General features: G+C 74.0%; 19 protein-coding genes. 8 read left to right on the forward strand and 11 right to left on the reverse strand.

Features of this window, described 5'->3' with window-relative positions:
• Positions 1–86 precede the first annotated feature (86 nt).
• The 5 genes from ACIOGX_RS12375 to ACIOGX_RS12395 all read right to left on the reverse strand — a co-directional run bounded on the left by ACIOGX_RS12375 (position 87) and on the right by ACIOGX_RS12395 (position 6,746).
• Positions 87–662 (reverse strand): hypothetical protein, encoded by a 576-nt coding sequence (locus tag ACIOGX_RS12375; RefSeq protein ID WP_401912524.1) that lies wholly within the window; start codon positions 660–662, stop codon positions 87–89.
• Positions 659–1,486: a hypothetical protein gene (locus ACIOGX_RS12380; RefSeq protein ID WP_356517688.1), complete on the reverse strand. Its 828-nt coding sequence runs from the start codon at positions 1,484–1,486 to the stop codon at positions 659–661. Before ACIOGX_RS12380 ends, ACIOGX_RS12375 begins: the two co-directional genes overlap by 4 nt.
• 84 nt (positions 1,487–1,570) lie before the next feature.
• Positions 1,571–3,904 (reverse strand): Tox-REase-5 domain-containing protein, encoded by a 2,334-nt coding sequence (locus tag ACIOGX_RS12385; protein ID WP_356517690.1) that lies wholly within the window; start codon positions 3,902–3,904, stop codon positions 1,571–1,573.
• A gap of 237 nt (positions 3,905–4,141) precedes the next feature.
• Positions 4,142–5,743 (reverse strand): alpha/beta hydrolase, encoded by a 1,602-nt coding sequence (locus ACIOGX_RS12390; RefSeq protein WP_356517692.1) that lies wholly within the window; start codon positions 5,741–5,743, stop codon positions 4,142–4,144.
• A gap of 109 nt (positions 5,744–5,852) precedes the next feature.
• Entirely contained in the window at positions 5,853–6,746 is an 894-nt protein-coding gene (locus ACIOGX_RS12395; protein ID WP_356517694.1) for a helix-turn-helix transcriptional regulator, read from the reverse strand.
• Positions 6,747–7,087: 341 nt separating this feature from the next.
• On the opposite strand from ACIOGX_RS12395, the gene ACIOGX_RS12400 reads away from it, so the two are divergent.
• Complete coding sequence (locus ACIOGX_RS12400; RefSeq protein ID WP_356517696.1) at positions 7,088–7,864, forward strand: SDR family oxidoreductase; 777 nt, start codon at positions 7,088–7,090, stop codon at positions 7,862–7,864.
• 156 nt (positions 7,865–8,020) lie between these two features.
• Here the strand turns inward: ACIOGX_RS12400 and ACIOGX_RS12405 are convergent, their stop codons facing one another.
• From ACIOGX_RS12405 to ACIOGX_RS12415, 3 genes are all read right to left on the reverse strand, one after another.
• Positions 8,021–9,280 (reverse strand): cytochrome P450, encoded by a 1,260-nt coding sequence (locus ACIOGX_RS12405; protein ID WP_401912530.1) that lies wholly within the window; start codon positions 9,278–9,280, stop codon positions 8,021–8,023.
• A 98-nt stretch (positions 9,281–9,378) separates the two neighbouring features.
• Entirely contained in the window at positions 9,379–9,780 is a 402-nt protein-coding gene (locus tag ACIOGX_RS12410) for a PAAR domain-containing protein (protein ID WP_401764100.1), read from the reverse strand.
• 262 nt (positions 9,781–10,042) lie between these two features.
• Complete coding sequence (locus ACIOGX_RS12415) at positions 10,043–11,497, reverse strand: hypothetical protein (RefSeq protein WP_401912532.1); 1,455 nt, start codon at positions 11,495–11,497, stop codon at positions 10,043–10,045.
• Positions 11,498–12,084: 587 nt separating this feature from the next.
• Between ACIOGX_RS12415 and ACIOGX_RS12420 the strand changes: the two genes are divergently transcribed.
• Both ACIOGX_RS12420 and ACIOGX_RS12425 read left to right on the forward strand, forming a co-directional pair.
• Positions 12,085–14,397, forward strand: coding sequence for an AAA family ATPase (locus ACIOGX_RS12420; RefSeq protein WP_401912535.1), 2,313 nt, complete (start codon positions 12,085–12,087; stop codon positions 14,395–14,397).
• A gap of 217 nt (positions 14,398–14,614) precedes the next feature.
• Positions 14,615–17,782, forward strand: a complete 3,168-nt coding sequence (locus tag ACIOGX_RS12425) for a hypothetical protein (protein WP_401912538.1) — start codon at positions 14,615–14,617, stop codon at positions 17,780–17,782.
• Between the two features lie 190 nt (positions 17,783–17,972).
• Here the strand turns inward: ACIOGX_RS12425 and ACIOGX_RS12430 are convergent, their stop codons facing one another.
• Positions 17,973–18,851 (reverse strand): hypothetical protein, encoded by an 879-nt coding sequence (locus tag ACIOGX_RS12430; RefSeq protein ID WP_401912540.1) that lies wholly within the window; start codon positions 18,849–18,851, stop codon positions 17,973–17,975.
• Positions 18,852–18,874: 23 nt separating this feature from the next.
• On the reverse strand, positions 18,875–19,759 hold the full coding sequence (locus ACIOGX_RS12435; protein ID WP_356517709.1) for an AraC family transcriptional regulator: 885 nt from the start codon (positions 19,757–19,759) through the stop codon (positions 18,875–18,877).
• A gap of 380 nt (positions 19,760–20,139) precedes the next feature.
• On the opposite strand from ACIOGX_RS12435, the gene ACIOGX_RS12440 reads away from it, so the two are divergent.
• Entirely contained in the window at positions 20,140–20,769 is a 630-nt protein-coding gene (locus tag ACIOGX_RS12440) for a response regulator transcription factor (protein WP_356517711.1), read from the forward strand.
• On the opposite strand, the gene ACIOGX_RS12445 is transcribed toward ACIOGX_RS12440, so the two are convergent.
• Positions 20,762–21,526 carry a Pvc16 family protein gene (locus tag ACIOGX_RS12445; protein ID WP_401912544.1) on the reverse strand — a complete coding sequence of 255 codons (765 nt, stop codon included), beginning with the start codon at positions 21,524–21,526 and terminating at the stop codon, positions 20,762–20,764. The genes ACIOGX_RS12440 and ACIOGX_RS12445 overlap by 8 nt on opposite strands.
• Positions 21,527–21,701: 175 nt before the next feature.
• On the opposite strand from ACIOGX_RS12445, the gene ACIOGX_RS12450 reads away from it, so the two are divergent.
• The 4 genes from ACIOGX_RS12450 to ACIOGX_RS12465 are packed head-to-tail and all read left to right on the forward strand — an operon-like array spanning position 21,702 to position 24,364.
• Positions 21,702–23,297: a phage tail sheath family protein gene (locus ACIOGX_RS12450; RefSeq protein WP_401912547.1), complete on the forward strand. Its 1,596-nt coding sequence runs from the start codon at positions 21,702–21,704 to the stop codon at positions 23,295–23,297.
• 28 nt (positions 23,298–23,325) lie between these two features.
• Positions 23,326–23,784, forward strand: coding sequence for a phage tail protein (locus ACIOGX_RS12455; RefSeq protein ID WP_129767173.1), 459 nt, complete (start codon positions 23,326–23,328; stop codon positions 23,782–23,784).
• A 26-nt stretch (positions 23,785–23,810) separates the two neighbouring features.
• A complete protein-coding gene (locus ACIOGX_RS12460) occupies positions 23,811–24,197 on the forward strand; it encodes a hypothetical protein (protein WP_401912550.1) in 387 nt (128 codons plus the stop codon).
• The gene (locus ACIOGX_RS12465) at positions 24,194–24,364 is read left to right on the forward strand and encodes a DUF6760 family protein (RefSeq protein ID WP_345790117.1); all 171 of its coding nucleotides are present in this window, start codon (positions 24,194–24,196) and stop codon (positions 24,362–24,364) included. The genes ACIOGX_RS12460 and ACIOGX_RS12465 overlap by 4 nt, the downstream gene beginning before the upstream one ends.
• Positions 24,365–24,405 lie beyond the last annotated feature (41 nt).

Raw genomic sequence — 24,405 nt, forward strand, 5'->3', positions numbered from 1 at the left:
CCGACCGGCCGGGTGATCGGTGATCGGTGATCGGTGATCGGGCGACCGCTCGGGGGTCCGGCCACCGACAGGGATCGGGCGACGGATCAGGTGCTCGGCTGATCGTCCAGCTCCGTGATCGGCCGGTCGCTGACGACGGCCGTCATGATCATCGGGGCGTCGCCGTCGCTCTGGTTGACGGAGACCGCGATCCACCGGGGGTCCGCGGAGAGCGGTCCCCATACGGTCAGATCGCCGAAGCAGTCCGCGTCGCACAGCGCCTGGAACAGCGCGGGCATGGGTGCGCCCGCCTGCTTCCGGAACAGCGGCACCCGCATGGACACCCGCCGGTGAGCACCCCACCGCCGGTCCAATTCCGCGACGAGCCGGGCCAGCTGCTCTTCGGCCGCCTCCTCCGCCTCGTTCCACTCGGGCCCGTACACCCCGACGAGGTCCTCGCTCTCCCAGAGCGGAACGATCCGAAACCCCGCCCCGCTGGTCGCGGTCCACTCCCCCGTGGCCGGATCCCCCTCGACGTCCGTCCCGCCGGCCGTCGGCCCGGCCGTCGGCCCGGCCGTCGGCCCGGCCGTCGGCCCGGCGGTCGGTACGGGCGCGACGAGCAGCGCCTCGACGTCGGACACGGCGCGGCCCGTCTCGAACACCTCTCCGGCCCGTGCGGTCACAGGGCGGCCCGGTCCATGGGGCGGGGCAGCGGTCGCAGCGCCCCGGCTTCCCGCAGCCACAGGTTGGCACGGAGTACGTCCTCGATGTCGCCGCGTGCCGCGAGGACGAGCAGCGCGCCTCCGCCGCGTACGTCCTTGCGGGCCGCCGCCGCCAGGTCCTCGGGCAGCAGGGCGGCGCGCCCCGGGGAGAGATAGCCGATCCAGCCGACCGAAGGCTCGTCGGGGGCGAAACCGGCGTCGTCCTCCAGGGCGTCGAGCACGTCGTCATCGGTGACACCGCCGAAGTCGGGATCCCACAACTCCGCGACGATGGAGAGGAGTTCGGCGTCGGGAAACTCGGCGCCGGGAGTCCTGGCCTCGTCCGGGGAGCTGACGCCGATCACCATCGACTGGAGCAGGAACTCGGGCGTACCGCCCGCCAGGCCGCTGACCTCGATCTTCCAGCCCGGCGCGCCCTCGGCGACGAGGCGCAGGGCGCAGCCGGTACGGTCCGACCAGCCGTCGGCCGCCTGTGCCGCGCGCAGGGCGGCGAGCAGGGACGCCTCGTCCGGCCGCAGCTCGGCGGCGGGCCCGGAGGCGGTGACGTTACGCCACGTCCACGGGGACGTCAGTGGTACGTCCCCGCCGGAGCGGGAGCCGAGGTCGCGGGAGCCAGCAGGACGGGAGCCAGCGGGACGGGAGTCGGAGTCGGAGCCGGAGCCGGAGTCGGAGCCCGCGACCGGGAGCAGTCCGGCAAGCCGGTCCAGGGTCGGCTTCCACCGTCCGGCCAGTTCCTCCGCCGACTCCTCCCGGGGCCCCCAGAAGCCCCGCACCACACGTCGCATGTCCTGCCCTCCGTAGCTTCCCGAGCTTCCCGTCGGCCGGTCCGGCCGTCGGCCCGGCCACCGGCCCGGCCTCGCCCGGCCAAGCTAGCCGAACGCCTCGGGTTTCCTGGGGCCGCCGGCCGGCTTCTGTCCCGTGTGGACGACCTTGATCGGCAGCCCTTCCTCCCGGAACGCCTTGCGGGCGGCCTTGGCGACGTCCGGATCGGAGAAGTGCCACTCGACGGGCCGGCCGCCGGACGCCTCGACCTGCCCCCGCGCCTCGGCCAGGAACTTCTGCTTGCCGGACTCGGTGAGCGTGCCCTTGTCGGTCTTGGAGAGGTAGCTGTCGTAGCCGTTCTTGGCCTCCAGGAAGGTCTGCCTGCCGGAGTCCCAACCGTCGTACTCCACCGCCGGCTTGCCCTCCTTGGGGTGCGGGACGACGTACTCCTTGCCGCGTGCGGTACCGGTGATCTGCTCCTGGTAGCGCAGCCAGGACTCGTTCTTCCAGTTGGGCTTGGGGTTACGGTCGCGGCTCGCCCAGAAGCCGTCTCCCTTGTCGGCGGAGCCGAGGTCCGGGGACTTCAGATCCCCGGCCCAGTCCGGCGGGTTGTAGTTGCGCGGGTCGGACGTATCGCCGTGCGCGGGCTCGGGCCACTTCTTCTTCTCCAGCTCGGCCTTGGCCGCGCGCTCGGGCTCCTCGGCCCGCTTCTGGGCCAGGTGGGCGGCCCGTTCCTGGTCGCGGGCCTCCTTCGCCTTGGCCTTGGCCTCCTCGTCGCAGCCGGCTTCGGCGAGGATCACGCGGTGCGTGCCGCTCCCGGCGAGCACACCGGTGCCGGACCCGGCCACACCGTTGAACCCGTACAGCGACCGGGGGGACCAGAGCCCCGAGGCGATGACGCAGCCGGTCTTCCGTGCCTGGTCCTCGGCCGCGTCCGCCGCCTCGTCGGCCTCCTTCGCCGCCTTGCGGGCGCCCTCGACGTCCCCCGCCTCGGCGGCCTTACGGGCGCGGCGCGCCGCGTCACCCGCGTCCGAGGCGGCCTTGGCCACGTCCTCGGCGACCTTGCCGAGCTTGCCCAGTTTGCCGACCTTGCCGACGACCTTCGCGACGTCGTAGCCGGGGATGAAGAGGGAACCGACATTCCAGACGACGTCCGTGACGGCGCGTGTCTTCTCCCCGTTGTTCCAGCGCTCGCGCACCTCGTCACCGACGAAGACGTCGTCGCCGACCGTCAGTACGGTGTCGAGCGAGGCGCCGCCCCAGTCACCGAGCGCGCCGAGGTAGTCGCCGTCCTTCCACTTGTCGGTGGCGTCCTCGGAGCCCTGGAGCCACTGATCGCCGAGCTGACGGCCGTAGTCGGCCATGCCGGACCAGGTTTCGGCTGTGAAGAGGTCGCCGATGCCGGTGAGGTCGCCCCAGACACCGTCGACGAAGACGCCCTTGACGACCTGGGTGCCGCGGTCCCAGGCGCAGCCGAAGAAGCCCCAGCCGCCGCAGTCCTCTTCCTCGCCGTCGCCTTCTCCGTTCGCGTCGGGGTCCGTGGCGACGGCGGGGACGTCGTACTCGGCCTCGGGCTCGGCGCCGGACTCGGGGTAGGTGTCGCCCGCGCGGCCGGGCCCGTCGGTCGCGGGGTACCAGGACCCGCCGGTCGAACCGCTCGTCGACCCACTCGTCGACCCGCCGTTCGACTCGCCGCCGTTGGAGCCGCCGGTCGTACCGCCCGTGGAGCCGCCCGTACCGCCCGTGGCGGCGTCGGCACTTTCACCGGCGTCACCGGGAGACGGACACGCCGTACCCGTGATGGAGCAGACGGCGGACTGGAGGCCACCCGCGATGCGCCCGCTGATGCCGCCCAGTACCAGCGCCACGATGATCGCCGCGACGAGCGTGATGAGCCCGGCGTACTCCAGGGCCGACTGCCCCCGGTCCCGCCGCCGGGTGGTCAGGCGGGAAAGGGAGAGGGAGAGGGAGAACGTGGGCCTGCCCCGGCGCCGTTGATCCCGTTCCCGATCCGGCAGCCGGAACCACTCGCGGCTCTCCGGCCGCGTGAGGAACCACAGGATCAGCACCGGCAGGAACAACTGGGTGAAGCCGTGCCCCGACCCGTCACCGACGTTCGTCAGCCCACCGAGGATCAGCCACAGCTGTACGGCGACGAGGCCGCCCCACACCCCGACGCCACCGCTCCGGACACGCCGCGCGAGCAGCTGGCCCACGATCCCGGGCGCGGCGGCGTACAGGGCGAGGCCGAGGAGTTCCCCGCCCAGCGCGTCGGCCGCGATGGCGGACCCGAAGAGCCCGAGCCCGCCCAGCACCGTGGCCCCGAAGAGGACATACACCAGCGACCGCGCCGCACCGAGCGCCCGCGGCAACTCCCGCCGTCCCCCGCCGGGCGCCGAAGCCGATCCCCCGTACGCGGGCACGCCACCGAACCCAGACACGCGTCCCCCAACCAGCGTTGCCCATAAGCGCGATGAAAGGCACTCACTCTAGGGCCTGGCGGGCTCACCGTCATGGGCCCGTGTCTCCAATACCCGTGGGTGGCCGGTCACCGGTGGCTGGTCACGGGCGGCCGGTCACCGGCGGCCGGTCACGCGGGGGTGCCCCATGGTTTCCCCGCGTATCCGCTCAGTCCGCTCGGTCGGCTCGGTCCGCTCAGTCCGCGCGGCGCGGTGCACTCAGTCCGCGCAGTACGTGTCCCGCGCCGGGCGCCGCCCCGTGGTGAGGTATTCGGTGACCGTACGGTCGCCGCAGGCGTTGCCGTTGCCCAGGTAGACGCTGTGCCCGCCGTGGTCGAGCGTCACGAGCCTGGCGCGGTCGCCGAGGGCCTCGCGCATCTTCAGGGCGCCGGAGTACGGGGTCGACGGGTCACGGAGGTTCTGGATCATCAGGATGTTGGACGGGCCCTCGGCGGTGATCCGGGTGGGCTTCTCCACCGGCGCGTCCTTCCAGAAGGAGCAGGCGAAGGCGTTCGCCGGCATCCCGGCCGTGAGCGGGTGCCGGACGCGGTCGGCGGCCACGGCGCGCTCGTACGCGGGGACGGAATCCGGCCAGCGCACGTCGTTGCAGATGACCGCGGCCGTCACCGCCGCGTCCTCGTCCCGCAGCGGCTGCGCCAGGTCGGCGGGCAGGACCGGCTTTCCGGCCGGGTCCGTCGCCGCGCGGATGATCCGCGCCAGCTGGGGAAAGGAAGCGTCGCTGTAGAGGGCGTTCTGGAGCGCCTGCCGCAGCCGGTTGCCGGTCAGCGGGGTGCCCGGCGTGGTCGACTCCTTCGGTTCGCGGTCCAGCTTCGCCGCGAGCGCGAGGAACAACGGCCGTACGTCCTGGGCCCGTTCGGCCAGCCGAAGCCCCGGCTCTTCTTCCTCCCGGGCCGGATCCGCCGCCCAGGCCGCGAAGTCGGGGAACCGGTCGTCCGCGCCCACCGCCATGTTCGCCGCCCAACCCCGCGCGACCCGGGCCGGGTCCGGGTCGCCGCTGCTGTCCAGCACCCAGCGGTCCGTGTGCCGCGGGTACTTCTGCGCGTACACGGCCCCGACGTACGTCCCGTACGAGACACCCCAGGCCGACAGCTTCTCCTCGCCCAGCGCCTGCCGGAAGCGGTCGATGTCGCGCGCCTCGTTCGCCGTGGTGAGGCTGCGCAGCACGGGTCCGCCGTTACGGGCACAGGCATCGGCGATACGGCGGGACCGGGCGACGCTCTCGGTGATATCGCCGTCCGGCCCCGGCCAGGGGCGGAGGTTCACCAGGTCCCGGTCCTCCGCGTCGAGGTCGCAGCTCGCGGTCGTACTGCCGCCCACGCCCCGCGGGTCGAAGCTGACGAGGTCGTACGCGCCGGCCATCGCCTTCCGCAGCGCGTCCCCCTTCTGCCCCAGCTGCCGCACCCCGGACCCGCCGGGCCCGCCGGGGATGTACAGCAGCGTCCCGCGCCGCGCCTCGGGCCGCTCGCTGCGGAGGCGGGACACGGCGAGGGTGAGCTGAGGGCCGTACGGATCGCGGTAGTCGAGCGGTACGGGCAGCTCGGCGCACTCCTGAACGGGCGCGGACGCGGGCGCCGACGCGGCCACACCGGAAGCGGCAGCGGAAGCAGCAGCGGAAGCGGCGGTGGAAGCGGCGGTGGGGTCGGTCGTCCGGGCCTGCTCGGCACAAGGTCGCCAGTCGAGAGCGGGTACGGCCGGGGCTCCGGCGTGGGCGGCCTCCGGCGTGACCACGGCAGTCAGGGTCGCGGCGACGCCTGCGGCCGAGAGGGCGAGAACAAGGGCTCTGCGGGAGTAAGTCGTCATGGCACAAGGGTTGTTGAGCCGGGGCGCGCTGCCCATGCGGCAGGCAGGACAACACTGCTGGGGGTAGCCCCCGGACGGACCGTATGGCCACCACAGGCCCCGGAACGGGTCAGCTGTCCGGCACGCCCCTGCCGCCAGGTGCCGACTGGTGCGGCGCCGGCTCCGCCTGTGTGGCGGTCCAGCTGCTGAGGAGCTGGAGGGACTGGTGCGTGGGTGAACCAGGTTCGACGTTGTAGACGCACAGGGTCTGGTCCCCGTCACCGGGAGGCTGTAGCGATTCGTAGGAGAAGTAGAGGTCCCCGACCAGGGGATGGCGGTAATGCTTGGCGCCGTGCGTACGGCGCAGCACCCGGTGGTCGTTCCACCAGGCGGTGAACTCCGGTGAATGGAGGGTGAGTTCACCGACGAGGTCGGCGAGCTGACGGTCGTGCGGATAACGTCCGGCTTCGAGGCGGAGGGTGGCGACGGTTTCCGCGGCGATGCGCTCCCAGTCGCCGGTGCGCTCACGGGCCACCGGGTCCAGGAGGTAGTAGCGGGCGAGGTTGCGCTGCCGGACCGGCAGGGCGTCGAAGTCGGTGAGGACCGCGCGGGCCAGCCGGTTGGCGGCCAGGACGTCGGTACGCCGGCCGAGGACGAAGGCGGGCACGTGCTCCAGGGTCCGGAGCATCAGGTGCAGGCCGGGCCGGACGCGCTGCGGGCGGGCGGGGGTACGCCGGGCGGCCGTGGGGCGCGCGAGGAGGTCCGTGAGGTGCTCACGTTCCGACGCGTCGAGCCGGAGGGCCTCACAGAGCGCCTCGACGACCTCGGGCGAGGGATTGGTGGCGCGGCCCTGCTCCAGGCGGGTGTAGTACTCGGTGCTCACCCCGGCCAGGCGGGCGGCCTCCTCGCGGCGCAGACCGGGCACGCGCCGCCCACGGGGGTCGCTGGGCAGTCCGGCCTGGCCGGGGGTGACCCGGGCGCGCCGGCTGCGCAGGAAGTCGGCGATCTCGCGGCTTCGGTCCATGAACCCAGTGTGACCAGTCGGTGAGGCCGGCAGGCGGCTGTGGGTGGTCCTGCCGGTACCTGCCTTCGCAGGGCCCGCTACCGGGCTGCCGGATGGCCGGTGCGGTGGTGTCCTGGAAGAGGAGAGGGCAGCCCGTGGCCTTCGGTCTCCGGCCTCCCGGTCCCGGCCTCCCGGTCCCGGCCTCCCGGTTCCGGTCTACCGGTTCTCGACCCTTTGGTCCCCGGTTTCCGGGCCGGTCTCCGGGCCGCCGGCCTCCCTGGCCTCCGGGCTCCCTGGCCTCCGGGCCCCCTCCGCCCCGTTTGATCCTGTTCATTTCCGTTTACTCCTGGAAGGTGCGCCTCATGTCCACCGCAACCTCCGCCAAGCCCCTGACCGGCCGTACCGCGGTCATCACCGGTGCCTCCAGCGGCATCGGCGAGGCCTCCGCCGAACACCTCGCCGCGCTGGGCGCCACCGTCGTGGTTCTGGCGCGCCGCGCCGAGCGCCTGGACGAGCTGGTCGCCCGGATCGACAAGGACGGCGGCACGGCGGTGGCGATCGCCGCCGACGTGACCGACCCCGCCGCGGTCCAGGCGGCCGCCGACCGGGTCGACGCCGAGCTGGGCGGCGCCGACCTGCTGTTCAACAACGCGGGCGTCATGCTCCCCGCCCCGATCGAGGAGCGGCGCACCGACCAGTGGCAGCAGCAGATCGACCTCAACATCAGCGGCCTGATGAACGTCATCGGCGCGTTCGTCCCCCAGCTGGTGAAGTCGGCCGGCGAACGCGGTGTGGCCGACCTGATCAACACCGCCTCCATCGCGGCGCAGAACATCTTCCCCAACTTCGCCGTCTACTCCGGCACCAAGGCGTACGTCACCCACCTGTCCCGGCACCTGCGCGTCGAACTCGGCCCGAAGAACGTCCGCGTCTCCGCCATCGAGCCCGGCATCGTGGGCACCGAGTTGCAGGATCACGTCACCGACGACGGCGCCCTGGACTGGCTGGAGGGCTCCAAGGAGAGCATGGAGTGGCTCACCCCGGAGGACATCGCGCGGACCATCGGTTTCATCGCGACGCTCCCGCCCCGGGCCAACCTCCAGCAGGTCACCATCATGCCCACCGGCCAGACCAGCTGACCCGCCCGGACCTCCCACCTGCCCGGACGCCACGCCCGAACGCCCCGCACGGACGCCCCGCACGGACCGGACCTCCGCCCCCGCCGAGGTCCGGTCCCGCCGAGGTCCGTCCCGCCGAGGTCCGGTCCGGCGGACCCTCAGGCGGTCACCGGGCGATCACCAGCGCACAGGAAGCGTCCGCAGCCCGCGCAGCAGGCTCGGCCGCCACTCGGGGGCGGCGGACGCGTCGGCGAGGGCGAGGTCCGGGAAGCGCTCCAGCAGCGCCGGCAGCGCCACGGACGCTTCGAGCCGGGCGAGCGGCGCGCCGAGGCAGTGGTGGATGCCGTGGCTGAAGGCGAGCTGAGCGCGGTTCGCGACGGGATCACGGCGGATGTCGAAGCGCTCGGGGTCCGCGAAGCGCGCCGGGTCGCGGTTGGCGGCGGCGAGGGAGAGCACGACGCGCTCGCCCTGCGGTATCCGCGTACCGGCCAGCGTCACGGGCTCGGCGGTGTAGCGGTACGCGGCGATCTGCCCCGACGGCTCGTAGCGCAGCGTCTCCTCGATGGTGCCCTCCAGCAGCCCGGGGTCGGCCCGCAGGGCGGCCAGCTGGTCCGGGTGACGGAGCAGCAGATGGACGGCGCTGGAGATGAGGTTGACGGTCGTCTCGTGCCCGGCGACGAGCAGCAGGAAGGCCATGCCGAGAAGTTCGTCGGGCGCGAGACGGTCACCGCCGTCACCGCTGCCACCGCCCTCACCGCCCTCAGCGCCGTCCCCACCATCCCCCCCGTCCGAGTCGTGCGTACGGACGAGGGCGTGCAGGAGGTCGGCGTCCTCCCCCGGGGCGAGGTGACGCTTCTCCTCGATGAGCCCGGTGAGGTACTCGGTCATCGCTGCCGCGCCGGCCATCGCCGCCTCGGCGTCGGTGACGGCGACGATCGCGCTCGACCAGCGGTGGAACGCGTCGCGGTCGGCGGCCGGGACGCCGAGGAGTTCGCAGATGACGGTGATCGGCAGCGGAAAGGCGTACGCGTCGACGAGGTCGCCGCCGCCGGCCGGGGCCATGGCGTCGAGGAGTTCGGCGGAGATGTGCCGGACGCGCGGTTCCAGTCCGGCGATGCGGCGGGCGGTGAACTGCCGTGAGACGAGGGCGCGGAGCCGCGTGTGGTCGGGCGGGTCGACCTGGAGCATGTTGCGGCCGATCGCGTAACCGCCGTCGCTGTCGAACTCCGAGGAATGCCGGATGTCGTTGCGCAGCCGCACGTCCCCGAGCGCGGCGCGGACGGCGTCGTACCCGAGGACCAGCCAGACCGCCTCGCCGCCGGGCATCCGTATGCGGCGGACGTGGCCTTCGGCGCGGAGCGCCTGATAGGCGGGATAGGGGTCGGCGAAGAAGTCCGGGGCGGCGGAGGTGAGTTCGGTGAGGTGGTCTGCGCGCATGGTGACTCCCTGGATAATCGGGGACAGCTCCCCGTTTCCTCTCCCGCCGAGCCTACCAAGAACCGGGGACAGGTCCACGCTTCGATCCCGCGCAGGGTTTAGCCGATGAGGACGTTGGACACCGCGACCACCTGAGCGGTGTGTTGTACGGCGGGTTCGTTGCAGGTGGTGGCGGGGTCGCCGGTGCGGGCGGCGGCCTTGCCGCCGATGAGGACGGACGTGCTGCCGCGGGAGACGGTCCCCTTGTTGCCGGGTGGCGACTTGAAGACGCCGACCGGCGGTACCGGCAGGTGGGGCGGGGTGTTGACGGCGGTGCTGTCGACGGTGGCCGCGGGCTTGCCGCCGATGAGGACCGTGCGGCAGCAGCCGTCGGTGATGACGCCGTTGAAGGGCAGCGCCGTGGGCGTCTCCACGGGGCCGGTGGGGGAGGGGACCATCACGACGTGGGTGTCCACACCCACGACCTTGTCGCCCAGCGCCGCGGCGGGTGCTCCGGCCATGACCGTCCTCTCGGTGTTCCGGTGGTCCTGTGTCACAGGGCTTCGATGTCGCAGGGCCTCGGTATCGCAGGGCTTCGATGTCGCAGGGCCTCGGTATCGCAGGGCTTCGATGCTGCGGTACTTCGGAGTTGCGGTACTTCGGTGCTGCGGTACTTCGAAGTCGCGGTACTTCGGTGCTGCGGTACTTCGAAGTCGCGGTGCTTCGGTGCTGCGGTACTTCGAAGTCGCGGAGTCGCCGCGCAGCCGCGGTCGATGCCAGGTGTCAGCTCCGGGTGGTCACGGCGCGGGCGGAGAAGAAGGCCGCGGGAGTGCAGGAGGCCGCGGTGCCCGTCGTCAGGCCGCCGGGCATGTCGCAGCGGACGGCGAGCACCACGTCCGTGCCCGGACCGAACTCGATGGGCTCGGCGTAGTGGTCGTCGCGGTCCCGGAAGGTGTCCAGGCTCATCGCCCGCAGGACGGAATCGCCGCGCTGGAGGCGCAGGACCCCCATGTCACCCGAGGTGTTCTCGAACATGATGTCGGTGACGTAGTACGTCTGGTCCTCGGGGACGGTGAACCTCGCGGTGACGAAAGCGTCCGACTTCTCGGCGTCCACCGGGATACGGAAGTCCACCGCCCGCACTTGACCGGCGATGCCGCCCCGGCCGGTGCCGTCCTGGCCGCGCTTCGCGTCCTCGCCGCCCTTGCCGCCCTTGCCGCCGCTGTCGTCCTCACCGTCGGCGCCGTCTTCGCCGCCCGTGCCGTCTTCACCGCCGGTGCCGCCGGCCGGGCCACCGAGGGCGGGGAAGCGGCTCTGGTCCGAGCCCCCCGTGCCGGCGGACGTCCCGGCTCCGGCGGTGGCGCCCGGTTCGCCGGCCCCGGCCGTCGCGCCGCCGCCCTTTCCGGCGCCCGCCCCGCCCCCGGCACCGGGCGCGTCGGGGTCCTGACCGGTCGCCGCGGCGACCTGCTTGCGGGCCTCCGACTCGACACTGGGCTGGAGCACGAAGAACCACAGGGCCAGCAGGGCGGCCACGGCCGCGGCGACCGCCAGCGCGAACTTCGCCACCCCGTCGGAGACGATCGCCGCCTGGACCAGCGCCCCGTCCGCCGTCCGCTCCGTCTCGTCCGCTTCATCCGCCTCGTCCACGCAGAGCACCTGGAACGGCAGCGGGGCGTCGGCGCCGCGCCACATCCGCGCCTTGGGCTTGACCTTGAGGGGGACGACGGCGCTCTTGCCGTGCGCCACCTCCACCTCGTCGTAGCGGAAGGCGAAGTCCAGCTTGGCGTCGGGGTCGGAGGCGAAGAGCTGTGCCCGCAGGGGCGCGTTGCCGCGGTTGTCGACGATCGCGTTGAAGCGACCGGAGAGCCTGGCCCGCCGGGTGGTGGGCAGCAGGGTGACGCCGTGGTCGGTGAAGGCGCCGACCGTGACCGTGGACTCCTCCACGACGGAGCCCTCGATGTCCTCGTGGGACATCACGCGCAGCCCGTAGACCACCTCGCCGGCCGGCAGGTCGGGGGAGCGCGGCGGCGTGAACACCAGCCGCACTTCGACCGACTGGTCGGGGAAGACGTTGACCTGGGCGGGCTCCACCGCGATCCAGTCCTTGGCCTCGCCGAGGACGTCCAGCTCGAAACGGTCGACGACCGTCCCGGTGTTCCGGACCTGCACGGTCCGCCGCACCTCCTCACCGGGAACGGCAAGGGTGTCGGTGTCCGGTATCACTACGGTTGCTCCCACCCGGCCAGCATCGGCGCGCGGGACCCGCCTCCCGCAGGGTCACCGGGCCGGCGATCGGTGCCGGGCGCACTGCGCGAACGGCCCGCAGGTCGGGCAACCGGCCGTCCGACCGCTTATCGCCCCTGAGCGATTGGCCCCGACGGCGTCCGGGTGCGGAGCCGCCCGCTTAGGGTCGGTGTCAAGGCGCGTCACCACCGCGATGCCCAGGGCCGCCCTCCGGGCGGGATGTGCCGGACAGGGCCCGGGTCCTGTCCGGGGCCGGTGGGCTCCGCGGCCGGCGCGGCCCGGCCGCGGGCCGGAAGTATTCGATCCAGTGCAGGCGGGTTGTGGGGCGGCGCATCGATGGAGTTCCCCGAGGAACGGGCGGGTGACCCGCCGGACCGGCGGTCCGGACGCCCGCGTCCCCTGTGCCCCGGCCGTCCGGTCACGTACCCCGGCCCTCCGGCCATGTGCCCCGGCCCTCCGGTCACGTACCCCGGCCGTCCGGCCATGTACCCCGGCCGTCCGGCGGATGGCGCCGCGATGCGGCGGGCCGGGCGGCGGTCGTACGCCGGTGCCCGCCGCCCGCGACCGTGACGAGGACGGGCGTGCCCGGCTTACCCGACCCGCCCCTGCCGGGGCGGAGCGCGGAACTGGCCACCCTCCGCAGCGCGGTGCACGCCGCGGGCCGCGGGGTGTCCCGGGTCGTGCTGGTCTCCGGTCCGGCGGGGGCGGGCAAGACGGTGCTGGTCGACCACCTGGCGAGGACGGTCCGGGACGCGTTCACCGTGCTGCGCGTCGCCGCGTCGCCTCCCCCGCGTCCGTTCGCCCTGACCGGGCAGGTGCTGGCCGCCGGTGCGAGCGGGCCGACCGGCCGGCCCTTCGGCGACCGTACGAGGTCCACGCTGGCCGCCGGGGCGGAGCTGGCCTCGCTGCTCGGCCGCCTCCAGGACGAGCGCCCGGTGCTGCTGTGGATCGACGACGCCCACGCGGCGGACCTGGAGTCGCTGCGCGCCCTCGGTTTCACGCTGCTGCGCCAGTACACCGAGCGCGTCCTGACGGTGATCTGCACCAGGGACGCGGAGCGGACGGTGTGGGACACCGGGCTGGCGTTCCTGGCACCGGAGGTCGAACGCGTCGAGCTGGCGGAACGGCCAACGTCCGCCCTCCGCGCGGCAGGCGCCTACGGGTGCCCGGCGCCGCACGCGCGGCAGGGTGAGCGGCCCCCCGCGGGTGCGCAGGAACGCCCGGCGCCGGGCCGCGGGCGTCTTGCCGGACCCAGGACCGAACCCAGGGCCGAATCCAGCGCCGAACCCGGCGCCGGACCCAGGGCCGAGCCCAGGACCGAACCCGGCGCCGAGCCCCGGGAGCCGTGCAGCGTGGCCGGGGAGATCCGGCGGCTGGTCGCGGACGGCCGGGGGCGCGAGGCCCTGCGGCTGTTCGGGCAGGCGCTGCTGCTGCCCTACGGGCCGGACCGGGACGAGGCGCTGGGGCTGCTCAGTCTCGCCGAGGCGCGCGACGAGCGCGCACGGGTGTATCTGCGGCGCGCCCGCGAGGGCTTCGAGGCCGCCGGGGAACTGCACCGCGCCGGCGACGTGGCCTGCGATGTGGGTGTCGTGGAGTCGGCGCTCGGGCTGGCGCGGGAGGCGGTCGACTCCTCCCTGTTCGCCATGCGGCACGCGGGCGACGAGGCCAAGAGGGCCCGAGCACTGGCCAACCTGGCCCACGGGCACGCGCTCGACGGCGGCCCGGCGAAGGGACTGCGGCACCTCGACGAGCTGCCCCGCACCCCCGCGTCGGCGCCCGCGGCGTACACCGACCTGCTGATCCAGCGCGGCATGCTGCGCAGCCTGGCGGGCGACCTGACCGGAGCGCTCACCGATCTCGACGCCGCCGCCAGGCGGCGCATGTCGGGGGCGCCGCGCATGGGCACCGTCTCCGCCCTGGCGCACAGCGTGTGGTGCCACTTCTTCCTCGGTGACCGGCAGCGCGCCTTCCGCACGCTCGCCGTCGCACACGACACCGCCCGCACGATGGGCCGGCCGGCCGACGCCTTCGCGCTGCACTGTGCCGGGGCGGCGCTGCACGCCTTCGGCGGCCGGTTCGGCGACGCGCGGGCCGAGTTCGCGGCGGCGCACGGGCTGGGCTCGTGGGCGGACTCCAGCAGTCCGCAGCTGTTCCTCGCCGTCGCGGAGGCGCTGGTGGAGTTCCCGGCGGGGGACCACGCGCGCGTGGTGGAGCTGCTGGACGGCGCCAACGCGCCGGCCCGCGACGTCCGGAGCCGGCTCTACGCCTCCCGTTACGTGCCCCTGCTCGGCGTCTCCCACGTGCGGCTCGGCGACCTCGCCGGGGCCCGCTCGGCGCTGCGCGTGCTGGAGTCCTTCGAGGAGCTGGGCGCGCTGTTACCGGTCTCGGTGCTGTGGCTCAGGGGAGCGATGGCGGCGCGCTCCGGGGACACCCAGGGCGCGGTGGGCGCCTACCGGGCCGCCCTGGCCGTGCCGCCCGACGGCGGCGATCCCGTCCTGCACAAGGCGCTGGTCGAGCAGGACCTGGGAGCTCTTCACCTCGCCACCGGCGACAGCGTCCGGGCGCGCCGGCATCTGCGGGCGGCGGAGCGCCGGTTCGCGGGGATGGGCGCCGAGCCGTTCCGGGAGCGGTGCCGCTCGCTGCTGAGCGAGGCACCCCAGCCGGCGTGCCCGAGGGAGACCGTGCGGGAGATCTGGGGCACCCTCTCCGAACGGGAACGGAACATCGCCGGGCTGGTGGCGCGGGGCTGGACCAACCGTGAGATCGCCGCCGAGCAGTACCTGAGCGTGAAGACGGTGGAGTACCACTTGGCCAACGTCTACGCCAAGCTGGGCGTCGCGGACCGGCGCAGACTGCGCGACCTGGTCCAGTCGCACATCCACAGGTGGTCCTGACACACGGTTCTGACACATACGGTCCTGACGCATACGGTCCTGGCACACGGCCCTGACACGTGATTTTGAAGCGCGCGGCCCCGAGACGGGCGGACTCCCGCCGGACTCCCGCCGGGCGCCCGGCGGGCCGGACGCGCCCCAACGGGCAGGCGGCAGGCCCCGAAAGGGCTCCCCCGCGGCGGGTCGCACGGGAGCCCCGGACTGTTTCGATCGGGTCATGACGTACGGGAGGAAGCACAAGAGGCGTGCGGGACCGCTGTCCTTGCTCATCGTCCTGGCCCTGGTGGTGCCGGTGGTCGCCGGCGGCCTGGCGTCCACCTGGTGGGCCGCCGACGCCGCGCCGGACACCGGCGCCGAGCTGGTCTCGATCGGCCGGGGCGAGGACGAGGCGGCCGGCGGCAGCGACGCCCAGGTCTCCGCCGACGGCCGGCACGTGGTCTTCCAGAGCCGACGGGACCTGTCGGCGGCGACACCGCTGTTCCCACGGTCGGGCGGCTCCTCCTGGCGGGTCTACGGCCGCGACCTGGAGACCGGGGCGCTCACCCTGCTGAGCGACCCGGACGTGGACGCGACCGAGCCGCAGGTCTCCCGGGACGGGCGGACGGTGGTGTACCGCAGCGGCGGCCGGCTGCTGGACCAGTCCCGCCGCACCTCCATCGTGGCCGTGGACCGGGACACCACCGGCGTCGGTGCGCTGGACCGGCCCGGCACCATGAAGGCGTCCGACCTCGGCGCCGCGCCCGGCCCCGTCCCGTCGTCCTTCCCGGGCCGGTGCGGAGAGGACTGCGGTCCTCGGATCTCGGGGGACGGTTCGGTGGTCGCCTACCCCAGTGTGCTGTCGCCGGTGTCCCCCGGCCTCGTGCTCACGGCGGGCACCAACGCGACCTTCGACATCCTGGTCGGCGCCACGATCGACTTCGGCGTCTTCGGGAACCGGCCGGAGGGGTTCTCGGCGACGGACGCACCGGTCACCGTCACCCTCGGGACCAAATCCCTGGTCCCGGAGCTCCGGGACGCCGACATCACGGGTCAGCCCGTCCTCCAGAGCACCGGGACCCGGGAGGGCGGGGACTTCTCCATCGCGCCCAAGCAGTGCACGGCCGAGGGCTTCTGCCGGGTCGCCGTCACCTTCCGGCCGGCCGGGTGCGCCGGACAACCGGCCGTCACCGACCGGTTGTCCACCAATGGCCCCACCAGTTACGGGCAGGCGAGCGTCGTGCTGCTGGCGTCCTGCGCCCGTCCCGCGCCCGAGGCCACCTGCGAACGGGCTTCCGGTCCGACCGAGCGGGAGATGGCGGAACTCCCGCTGCGCCGCGGGGTGCCCGCGGCCGGCGGCGTCGTCGGAACGCGCCTGGATCTGCCGCCGGTCCAGCCGGGCCGGCCCCTCCTGGTCTGGGTGCCCGCCGACGGAATGCGCGGCCGGCTGGGCCTGTTCACCCAGGACTGCGCGGCGATCAGCCTGGTGGACCCGGGGCCGGAGGTCCGCGAAGCGGCCCGTCGGCAGGGCGCGTCGCGCCCCGGGGCGGTCCTTCCGGGACGTCCCGGGGACGTGCTCGACGGGGCGTCCGGCGCGGACACCCTGTACTTCCTGGTCAACCCGGCACCGGGACCGGACCGGCAGCCGACGGGTCCTGACCGGCCGTTCCCCCCGGGCGGCGCCCAGACCTATGCCGCCCAGGTCACGCTCGACCGCGCCGCCGGCACGGGCGATCCACAGGGCGGCTTCTCCGTCACCGTCCGCGCCGAGCGCCAGGTGGTCGAGGTACGGCGCGACCTGCGGCCGGGGGGCGGGTTCGAACCCGGGCCCGCCGGGATCGCCGGCCGGCGGGGCGGCGCGGGCGGCGCGGCGCCGGTCGTCGTCGACGGAGGGCAGCCCGCCCTCTCCGAGGACGGCCGGACCCTGGTCTTCACCTCCCGCGGACTGCCGGGAACCCCGCCGCACTCCAGCACGGTCCTGGCCGCCTCCGCCGATACCGATACCGATACCGATACCGATACCGGCACAGGCACGGGCGCGGGCGCGGGCGGACGGTACGGCTCCGCGACCGCGGTCCCCGGCGCGTCCGGTGGAGAGACGGCCGCGTCCGCTCCGGCGGTGTCGGCGGACGGCAGCACGGTGGCGTACGTCAGCGCCCCCGGCCCGTCGGCGCCCCGCCGGCCCGCCCAGGTCGTGGTCGCCGACAGACGGGGCGGCGAGCCGAGGACGGTATCCGCCGGCGCGTCGGGGCGCCCGGGGAACGGGGACAGCGGCCGGCCCGCGCTGTCCCCTGACGGCCGAGTGGTCGGCTTCGCCTCGACCGCCACCGATCTGACGGCCGATCCGCCGCCGGCCGGACCGCAGCTGTACGCGCGGACGGTGGCCTCCGGCGCGTACCCGACCCGGCTCGCCGTCCTGGACCCCGCGGAGCGCGCGTCCGGGCCCGCCGTGTCGTTCGACGACCGCGGGGTCCGCGTCGCCCTCAGCACGCCGGAGTCGCTGCACCGGGACGACCGCAACCAGCAGCCCGACGTCTACACCTGGGCGCTGCCGGGGCGGCTGACCGTCACCCCCACGCGGATCGACTTCGGCACCTTCGACCGGCCGTCGGGCACCGGCCGGGGCATGCCGCTGACCGTCGGCAACTCCGGACCGGGCCCGCTCACCGTCACCGGTGCGACGCCCTCCGCCTCGTTCGGCTTCCGGAGCGCCTGCGTGGGCAGGACGCTGGACGCCGGTGAGAGCTGCACCGGTGTGGTCTCCTTCACTCCGTCCGCCACGGGCCGGTACGAGGGCACCGTGGACGTGGTGGCGGCCACCGGGTCCGACCGGCGGCAGCAGCGCGGGGCCGCCGGACTGCGGGCCGTCGTGGACCGTCCCGCCGCGCCGGAACCCGGCCCGTCCGCGCCGTCCGACCCGCCGTCCGACCCGCCGTCCGGCGGCCCCGCGCCCGGCCCCTCACGGCCGCCCACCGACGCGGACGGGCCGGGGCCGTCGCCCTCCGGCGGCGGGCACGGCGGCGGGCACCGGGAGCCCCCGCCGCGCCCCTCCGTCGCACCGGAGCCCCCGCCGGGTCCCTCCCCAGCGCCGGAGCTGCCACCGCCGGGCGCGGGCGGGGTGCTGCGGCTGTCGCCCACCGTCGCCCACCCCGGCAGGGTCTCCCAGGTGTACGGCAGCGGCTTCGCCGCCGGGGCGCGGATCCAGCTCACCTGGGGCACCACGGGACCGGTCCGGCAGGTCACCGCCTCCGCGCGAGGGACGTTCACGGCGTACCTGCCGGTCGCCGACGGCGCCGGGCAGGGGCGCGGTGAGATCACCGCCACCGCGGGCGGCCGGCTCCTGGCCGCCGCCCGGTTCCTGGTCGGACTGCCGTCCGTGCAACCGCCGTTCCTCGAACGGCGCTCCTGAGCCGCCGGGCTCCGGGCGGCCGGCCGCCGATCGGGCACGCCGAGGGACCGCCGCCGCGACCCGGGAAGGAGCCGGACGCGGCTGGCCCCGGGGACGGGTGGGTACGGCGACCACCGGCCCGGGGGCAAGGCGGACCCGGGCCGGGGGCAGGACGGACCCGGGCCGGGGGGCAGGGCGGACCCGGTCCGGCTCAGTCCGCCCAGCGGGAGGCCGGGACGAGGGCGACGCCGGTCCGGTGGCGCCGGAACGCGTCGCGGAGCGGTTCCTCCTCGTCCTCCGGCACCCCCATGACCTCCACCTGGCCGGGGCGTCCGAACCTGCCGAACGGCCCCGGCCGCCGCAGCAGTTGCAGGAAGCCGACCGAGATCCGCGCCTCCGGCATCCCGTGCAGGGCGGCGACATCCGCGAAGGCGGGACCGCGCCCGCCGAGCAGCAGCAGCTCCCGGGAGCCGACCCAGACCAGCCGGACCCGTTCGCCCGCGCCCAGCGATCTCATCAGGCGGGCGTTGGCCGCGTCGATCGCCGTGCGGTCGAGGCCGTCGAGGATGCGCCGGGCGTCCCGCAGGGCGCGTTCGGAGCGCCGGGCCCGCCGGTGGGCGGCCGCCCGGGGGTCGCCGTCGCGCACAGGACCGCCGGGGAGCCGGTCCGCCGCGTCCCGGTGGACGACCAGGCCGGAACCGGTGTGCGCAGGACCGCCCAGCGCGGGGGACACGTATCCGTACCCCGCCGCCGGGCCGGCCGCCGCCGACCCGGCCGCCGACCCGGCGAGGAAGTCGGCCGCCCGGCGCACCCACTCCTCGGCCGTACCCCGGTCGACGCCGCCGACGCCGACGCGCAGCAGTACGGTCACCGCCTCGCGGATCAGCGGTCCGTGCTCCTCGATCACCCGCCGGCCGCTCCCGCTCCCCCATACGGGCTCGGCCGCCAGTGCCTCGGCCAGCAGCCTGGCCATGGTCTCCTCGCTCTCGTCGCCGGCGCTCCGGCACGAGACGGCGGTCCGTTCGACCGCCCGGAGCAGGCCGGCGCGGAACTCCTCGGCCGCGGGGAACGCTTCTTCTTCGACTGCCACGTGCACCACACTCCGGAACGGTTTCAGCGGGAACGGTAGAGCTGGGGCGAGACGCCCATGACGGCCTTGAACTGCCTGCTGAACAGGAAGCCGTCCGCGTAGCCGTAGCGGGCCGCGACCTGCCCGATCGACGTGGTGCGGTCCAGGTGGGTCGCCGCGTGCTGGATCCTGCGGTGGATGATCCACTCCCGCGGCGGCATGCCGTAGGTCCGGCGGAACATCCGGGTGAAGTAGTCGGGCGACAGGCCGGCGACCCGGGCGAGGTCCGCCGCGCGCGGACGTCCGGAGATGTGCTCGTCGACGAACCGCTCGACGGCCCGGCGCGCGGACGCGCCGAGGACACCGGGTTCGTCGCCCATCTCCGCCCTGCGCAGCAGTGAGGAGAAGAGCACGAGCAGCATGCCCCGTAACCGCTCCTTCCGGTGAGGCAGGGCCGAGGCGAGCTCCGCGGGCAGCGCCTCGACGAGCCAGCGCAGCTCCCACGCGTCCCGGACCAGCACGACGGGGGCGAGGTCGCGGTCGGTCTCCGGGTCGCCGGCCAGTCGTAACGGGTGGAGGACGGTCGGCCGTCCGCTCGGCGCGGTCAGGGAGAAGGGGGTGCCCGGCCTGACCCACAGCAGGGTCCCCGGGTCCAGCCTCAGGCGCCTGGGCCCGGTGTCGACCGCGCAACCGCCGCTGACCACCAGATAGAGCAGGTGCTCGGCCGAACCGGCCGGGACGTCGATGCTCCGGCCCGCCCCCAGGGTGTACGGCCCCGGCCGCTCCGGCGCGAGTATCCGGCGCGCCGTCAGCCGGCCGAGCCACCGCGCGGCGTCCGCCTCCTCGCCGCATCCGGGCGGCCCGTGGTCCGGGTCCGTGACGACGGGCGACGGCGGCTTCGGGATCTTCGTCAACATCTCAGCGGACATGGTGCGAGGCCGGGCGCGGCGGCGCATAAGGGAAAATCCCTAGAAGCACCGGCGGAAGGCCGACGGCCCCGCCGAAGGGTGATGACCGATCACCGAATGTGACGGTGGCGATGGTGCCGGGGAGTGCCACCCGGCGTCAAGGGCCCGGCGAACCGAAGGGGCACGGGCAGTCGGCTACCGCTCGGTAAGCTCAAATCTCACCAAAGACGGACATTGATTACGGCCAGTAACACCGGTTCGGTACAGCAAGTAGCCGCTCCGGACCATGGCCCGGCCACTGCGGGATACGGAAACTTACCTATGGCACAGATGTTCGCACCGCCCTTCGACGACAACGTGGTCGGAGGGGAGCGGGGCCATGAAGGCGAGAAGAGAAGAGCATGTCAGCTGACCGCACGTTCGTGCACGTGAGCGCGTCCGACCCCATCTCCGAAGCGGGGATCGTGGCGGCCCTCAAGTCCCGGGCAGGGGTGTGGATCGCGGACGAGAACCAGGTAACGCCCACCACGGTGGCCCTCGTCGTCGCCGACGAGATGGACGAGGAGGCTCTGCGGCTGCTGCGGGCGGCGCGGAGCAAGGGGGCGCGGCAGGCCGTCGCCGTGGTGTCGGAGCTGGACGACGCCGGCCTGATGACCGCCGTGGAGTCCGGCGTCGCGGGGCTGGTGCGCCGACGGGAGGCCACGGCCGACCGCCTGGTCCAGGTCATCGGGTCGGTGCGGCGGGGAGCCGGCGTGGTGCCGCCGGACCTGCTGGGACGGCTGCTCAAGCAGGTCTCGCAGGTGCAGCGGGACGTCCTCGCCCCCCGGGGCCTGCACTTCAGCGGGCTGACCGACCGCGAGGGCGAGGTGCTGAAGCTGGTGGCCGCCGGCCTGGGAACCAGGGAGATCGCCGGCCGGCTCGCGTACTCGGAGCGGACCGTGAAGAACGTGCTGCACGATGTCACCCACCGCTTCCACCTGCGCAACCGCTCGCACGCGGTGGCCTACGCGATCCGCGAGGGCCTCATCTGAACCCCGCCTCCCCGCCCGTCGCTCCCCCGCTCCCCCCGCCCGTCGCTCCCCCGCTCTCCGCGCGCGTTGTTCCCCCGCTCTCCGCGCGCGTCCGCTCCTCGATGCGGTTCCGCGGCGGCGCCGCGGACCGCCGCGACGTCCCCCGGGACCCGTCGGTGCGCGAGGCGCCGAGATCGATACGGCCGGGGGCCTTCTCCAGCTCCGTGTCGGCGGACGGGTGCAGCGGGGCCAGCAGCACCAGGTGCAGGGCCGGCAGAGGCTGCGGCCCGAGACCGGCCCAGGGGAACTGCACCGGGTCGGGCGGGGCGACGACGAGCGGGACCGGGACATCACCGCCCACGCCCGACAGGGAGGCGTGGACGAAGCGGGCGGGCAGCGCCGGGTGTTCGGCACCGGCTCGCAGCACCTCCCCCAGCAGGCGCTGCCCCTCCCGCCAGCCGGCGCCGTGCGCGGTCAGACGGTAGGAGAACTGGAACACCCGCACCGGCTGCATCCGGGCGACGACGGCGCGGTCGGGGCCACGCGCCACCATCTGCCCGCTGCGGCTCCGCTCCTCCTCACGGACGTCGTACAGACGGATGCGCAGCAGCCCGCCCCCGCCCGCCCCGGAGCCCTCCGGGGCGGGTGACGCGGGCGGGGCACCGGGGGCGGCGGGGGGTTCGTCGGGAGGGTCGTCGGGGGCCTCGGCACACAGCCTCGTTCCCGGGAGGCAGTGCCGCAGCCAGGACTCCAGGGAGAGCGTGACGGCGTCCAGCATGCGCCCATCGTCGCAACGGCGGCGGGCGCCGCGAACGGCCGTGCAGCGGGGCGAAGATCCCCCGTCCGGTGCCCCAAGAGGCAGCGCCGGAGGGCTGAACCGCTGTCTCGACGCGACTCCGGCGGGCGGTGGAGTCCGACAACGATGAGGCGTCACACAGGAAAGTGAGGAACGCGTGCCCAGTTATCTGACTCCGGGCGTCTACGTCGAGGAGACCTCCTCGGGAATCAAGCCGATCCAGGGCGTGGGGACGGCGACCGCGGCCTTCGTCGGGTTCACCGCGAAGGGGCCCTTCAACACGGCCTTCCTGGTGACCAGTTGGACGCAGTACACCAACGTCTTCGGGGAGTTCGTCAGCGGCGCCTACCTGCCCCAGGCGGTCTACGGCTACTTCCTCAACGGGGGCGGCAACGCCTACATCGTGAGCCTCGGCACCGGGGCGACCGAGGCGGAGCCGGCGGCCGGGAACACCCCCGCCGCGCCCGCCGCGCCCGCCGCGGACCGCGTCGAGCTGGCGGGCCACAAAGGCGCCCGCCCGGCCCTGGCCGTCGGCCTCGTCCCGGACGCCGCCGGGGAGGGCGGCACACCGGTCACCGTCGAGGTGGAGGACGCCACCGACGGCGGCGAGGAGACCTTCAAACTGGTCGTGCGCCGCGACGGCAAGGTGGCCGAGGTCCACGACAACCTCTCCATGCGGAAGGGCCCGGCACACGCCGCCACCCTCGTCCGGCAGTCATCCCTGATCACCCTGGAGGAGATCAAGGGCGCCGGCCCGACCCGCCCCGCCAAGGGCGCGAAGGCGTCCCTGGCCCCCGCCCGGTCCGCGAACGCGCCGGCCGCGGTGGAGGACAGCCTGTCGCCCGGCTTGTCGCCCGGTCTGTACATCGGCGACACGGCGGCCCGTACGGGGCTCGCGGGCCTGGAGGCGCTGGACGACGTGACCATGGTCGCTGTGCCCGACCTGATGGCGGCCTACCAGCGCGGCGCCATCGACGCCGAGGGCGTCAAGGCCGTGCAGACCTCCCTCATCGCGCACTGCGAGCTGATGGGCGACCGGGTCGCGGTGCTCGACCCGCTGCCCGACCTCAACGCCCAGCGGGTTCACGAGTGGCGGCAGGAGTTCTCGGCCTTCGACTCGAAGTACGCCGCGCTGTACTGGCCCTGGATCAAGGTCATGAACACGGTGGAGAAGAGGGCGGAACTGCTGCCCCCGAGCGGTCACGTCGCCGGCGTGTGGGCCCGCAACGACGACACCCGGGGCGTGCACAAGGCCCCGGCCAACGAGGTCATCCGGGGCGTGCTCTCCCCCGCCCTCGCGGTGACCAAGGGCGAGCAGGCCCTCCTCAACCCGGTCGGCGTCAACTGCCTGCGGACCTTCCCCGGCCAGGGCGTCCGGGTCTGGGGCGCGCGCACCCTCTCCAGCGATCCCGAGTGGCGCTACCTCAACGTCCGGCGGCTCTTCAACTTCGTGGAGAAGTCGATCCTCGACGGGACGAACTGGGTGGTCTTCGAGCCCAACGACCCGTACCTCTGGGAGGGCGTGCGCCGCACCATCACCATGTTCCTCACCCGGGTCTGGCGCAGCGGAGCGCTGTTCGGCCGCAGCCCCGCCGAGGCCTTCTTCGTGCACTGCGACGAGGAGAACAACCCGCCCGAGAACCGGGACGCCGGGATCCTCACGATCGACATCGGCATCGCCCCCGTCAAGCCGGCGGAGTTCGTCGTCTTCCGGCTGTCGCAGTTCTCCCAGGGCTCCGCGCTCGACGAATAGTCACCACACCCCCTAAGGAAGCACCCTCATGTCCAACACCGGAGCGCCCTCGGCCATCTCCGCGGCGCGGTTCGTCGTCTCGTTCGACCACACCGCCCCCGCGTACTTCTCGGAACTGAGCGGCATCACCACCGAGGTGGAGCCGGCCGAGTACATCGCCGCCGACGCCAGGACGGGCGCCATCGTCCACACCAAGCAGTTCGGCAAGACCAAGCCGCCCACCGTCACCCTCAAGCGGGGCGTGGACGGTTCGGGGGCCATCTTCGCCTGGCACGTGATGTGCCGCGAGGGGCTGGGGGCGGCCCGCATGAGCGGCACCCTCCAGCTCCAGAACGCCGAGGGCGCCGTGCAGGCCACCTACACGATGTTCGGCGCCTGGCCCAGCAAGATCGAGGTGGGCAACCTCAAGGCGGGCGCGTCCGAGATCGTCCTGGAGACCGTCACCTTCACCTGCGAGCGGGTCGAGATGATCCCGCTGGTCTCCTGATGGGCGGCGAGACGACGGGGCAGACCATGCGGACGGAGTACCCGTTCGTCCTGCCGCGCGGCTACGTCGACGCGTCGGGCCGGGTGCACCGCGAGGGGACGATGCGGCTCGCCACGGCGCGGGACGAGATCGCCCCGCAGGCCGACCCCAGGGTCCAGCAGAACCCGGCCTACCTCACGATCCAGCTCCTCAGCCGGACCGTCACGCGCCTGGGCGCTGTCACGGACGTCGGGACCGACACGGTCGAGAACCTCTTCGCGTCGGACCTGGCGTTCCTCCAGGACCTGTACCGGCGGATCAACCAGGAGGGCCGCACCGAGACCGAGGTCTCCTGCCCGTCCTGCGCCCACGCCTTCCTGGTCGATGTGGCCGGGGAGGCCGGGGAGGCCGGGGAGGCCGCGGGGGAATCCTGACGTACGCGTCCGACCGTCTCTGGGAGGAGGTCGTGTACGTCGCCTACTACCTGCACTGGTCCGCCGACTCGGTCCTCGACCTGGAGCACCCCGCGCGTCAGCGGGTGATCGAGGAGATCGGCCGGATCAACAAGAGGATCTCCGATCCCGACGCGGCGGACGGCTGAGCGCCGTCCGCGTCCGACGCCCACACGAGAAGGAGGCGACC

The sequence above is a fragment of the Streptomyces sp. NPDC088147 genome (genome assembly GCF_044741565.1).
Taxonomy (GTDB): Bacteria; Actinomycetota; Actinomycetes; order Streptomycetales; family Streptomycetaceae; genus Streptomyces.

Excerpts from the sequence above, each read along its gene's own strand:
- ACIOGX_RS12440 (WP_356517711.1), top strand. The coding sequence starts at position 20,140 with ATGTCAGCTGACCGCACGTTCGTGCACGTGAGCGCGTCCGACCCCATC.
- ACIOGX_RS12395 (WP_356517694.1), bottom strand. The coding sequence starts at position 6,746 with ATGGACCGAAGCCGCGAGATCGCCGACTTCCTGCGCAGCCGGCGCGCC.
- ACIOGX_RS12410 (WP_401764100.1), bottom strand. The coding sequence starts at position 9,780 with ATGGCCGGAGCACCCGCCGCGGCGCTGGGCGACAAGGTCGTGGGTGTG.
- ACIOGX_RS12455 (WP_129767173.1), top strand. The coding sequence starts at position 23,326 with ATGTCCAACACCGGAGCGCCCTCGGCCATCTCCGCGGCGCGGTTCGTC.
- ACIOGX_RS12435 (WP_356517709.1), bottom strand. The coding sequence starts at position 19,759 with ATGTCCGCTGAGATGTTGACGAAGATCCCGAAGCCGCCGTCGCCCGTC.
- ACIOGX_RS12460 (WP_401912550.1), top strand. The coding sequence starts at position 23,811 with ATGCGGACGGAGTACCCGTTCGTCCTGCCGCGCGGCTACGTCGACGCG.
- ACIOGX_RS12405 (WP_401912530.1), bottom strand. The coding sequence starts at position 9,280 with ATGCGCGCAGACCACCTCACCGAACTCACCTCCGCCGCCCCGGACTTC.
- ACIOGX_RS12380 (WP_356517688.1), bottom strand. The coding sequence starts at position 1,486 with ATGCGACGTGTGGTGCGGGGCTTCTGGGGGCCCCGGGAGGAGTCGGCG.
- ACIOGX_RS12425 (WP_401912538.1), top strand. The coding sequence starts at position 14,615 with ATGACGTACGGGAGGAAGCACAAGAGGCGTGCGGGACCGCTGTCCTTG.
- ACIOGX_RS12400 (WP_356517696.1), top strand. The coding sequence starts at position 7,088 with ATGTCCACCGCAACCTCCGCCAAGCCCCTGACCGGCCGTACCGCGGTC.
- ACIOGX_RS12445 (WP_401912544.1), bottom strand. The coding sequence starts at position 21,526 with ATGCTGGACGCCGTCACGCTCTCCCTGGAGTCCTGGCTGCGGCACTGC.
- ACIOGX_RS12390 (WP_356517692.1), bottom strand. The coding sequence starts at position 5,743 with ATGACGACTTACTCCCGCAGAGCCCTTGTTCTCGCCCTCTCGGCCGCA.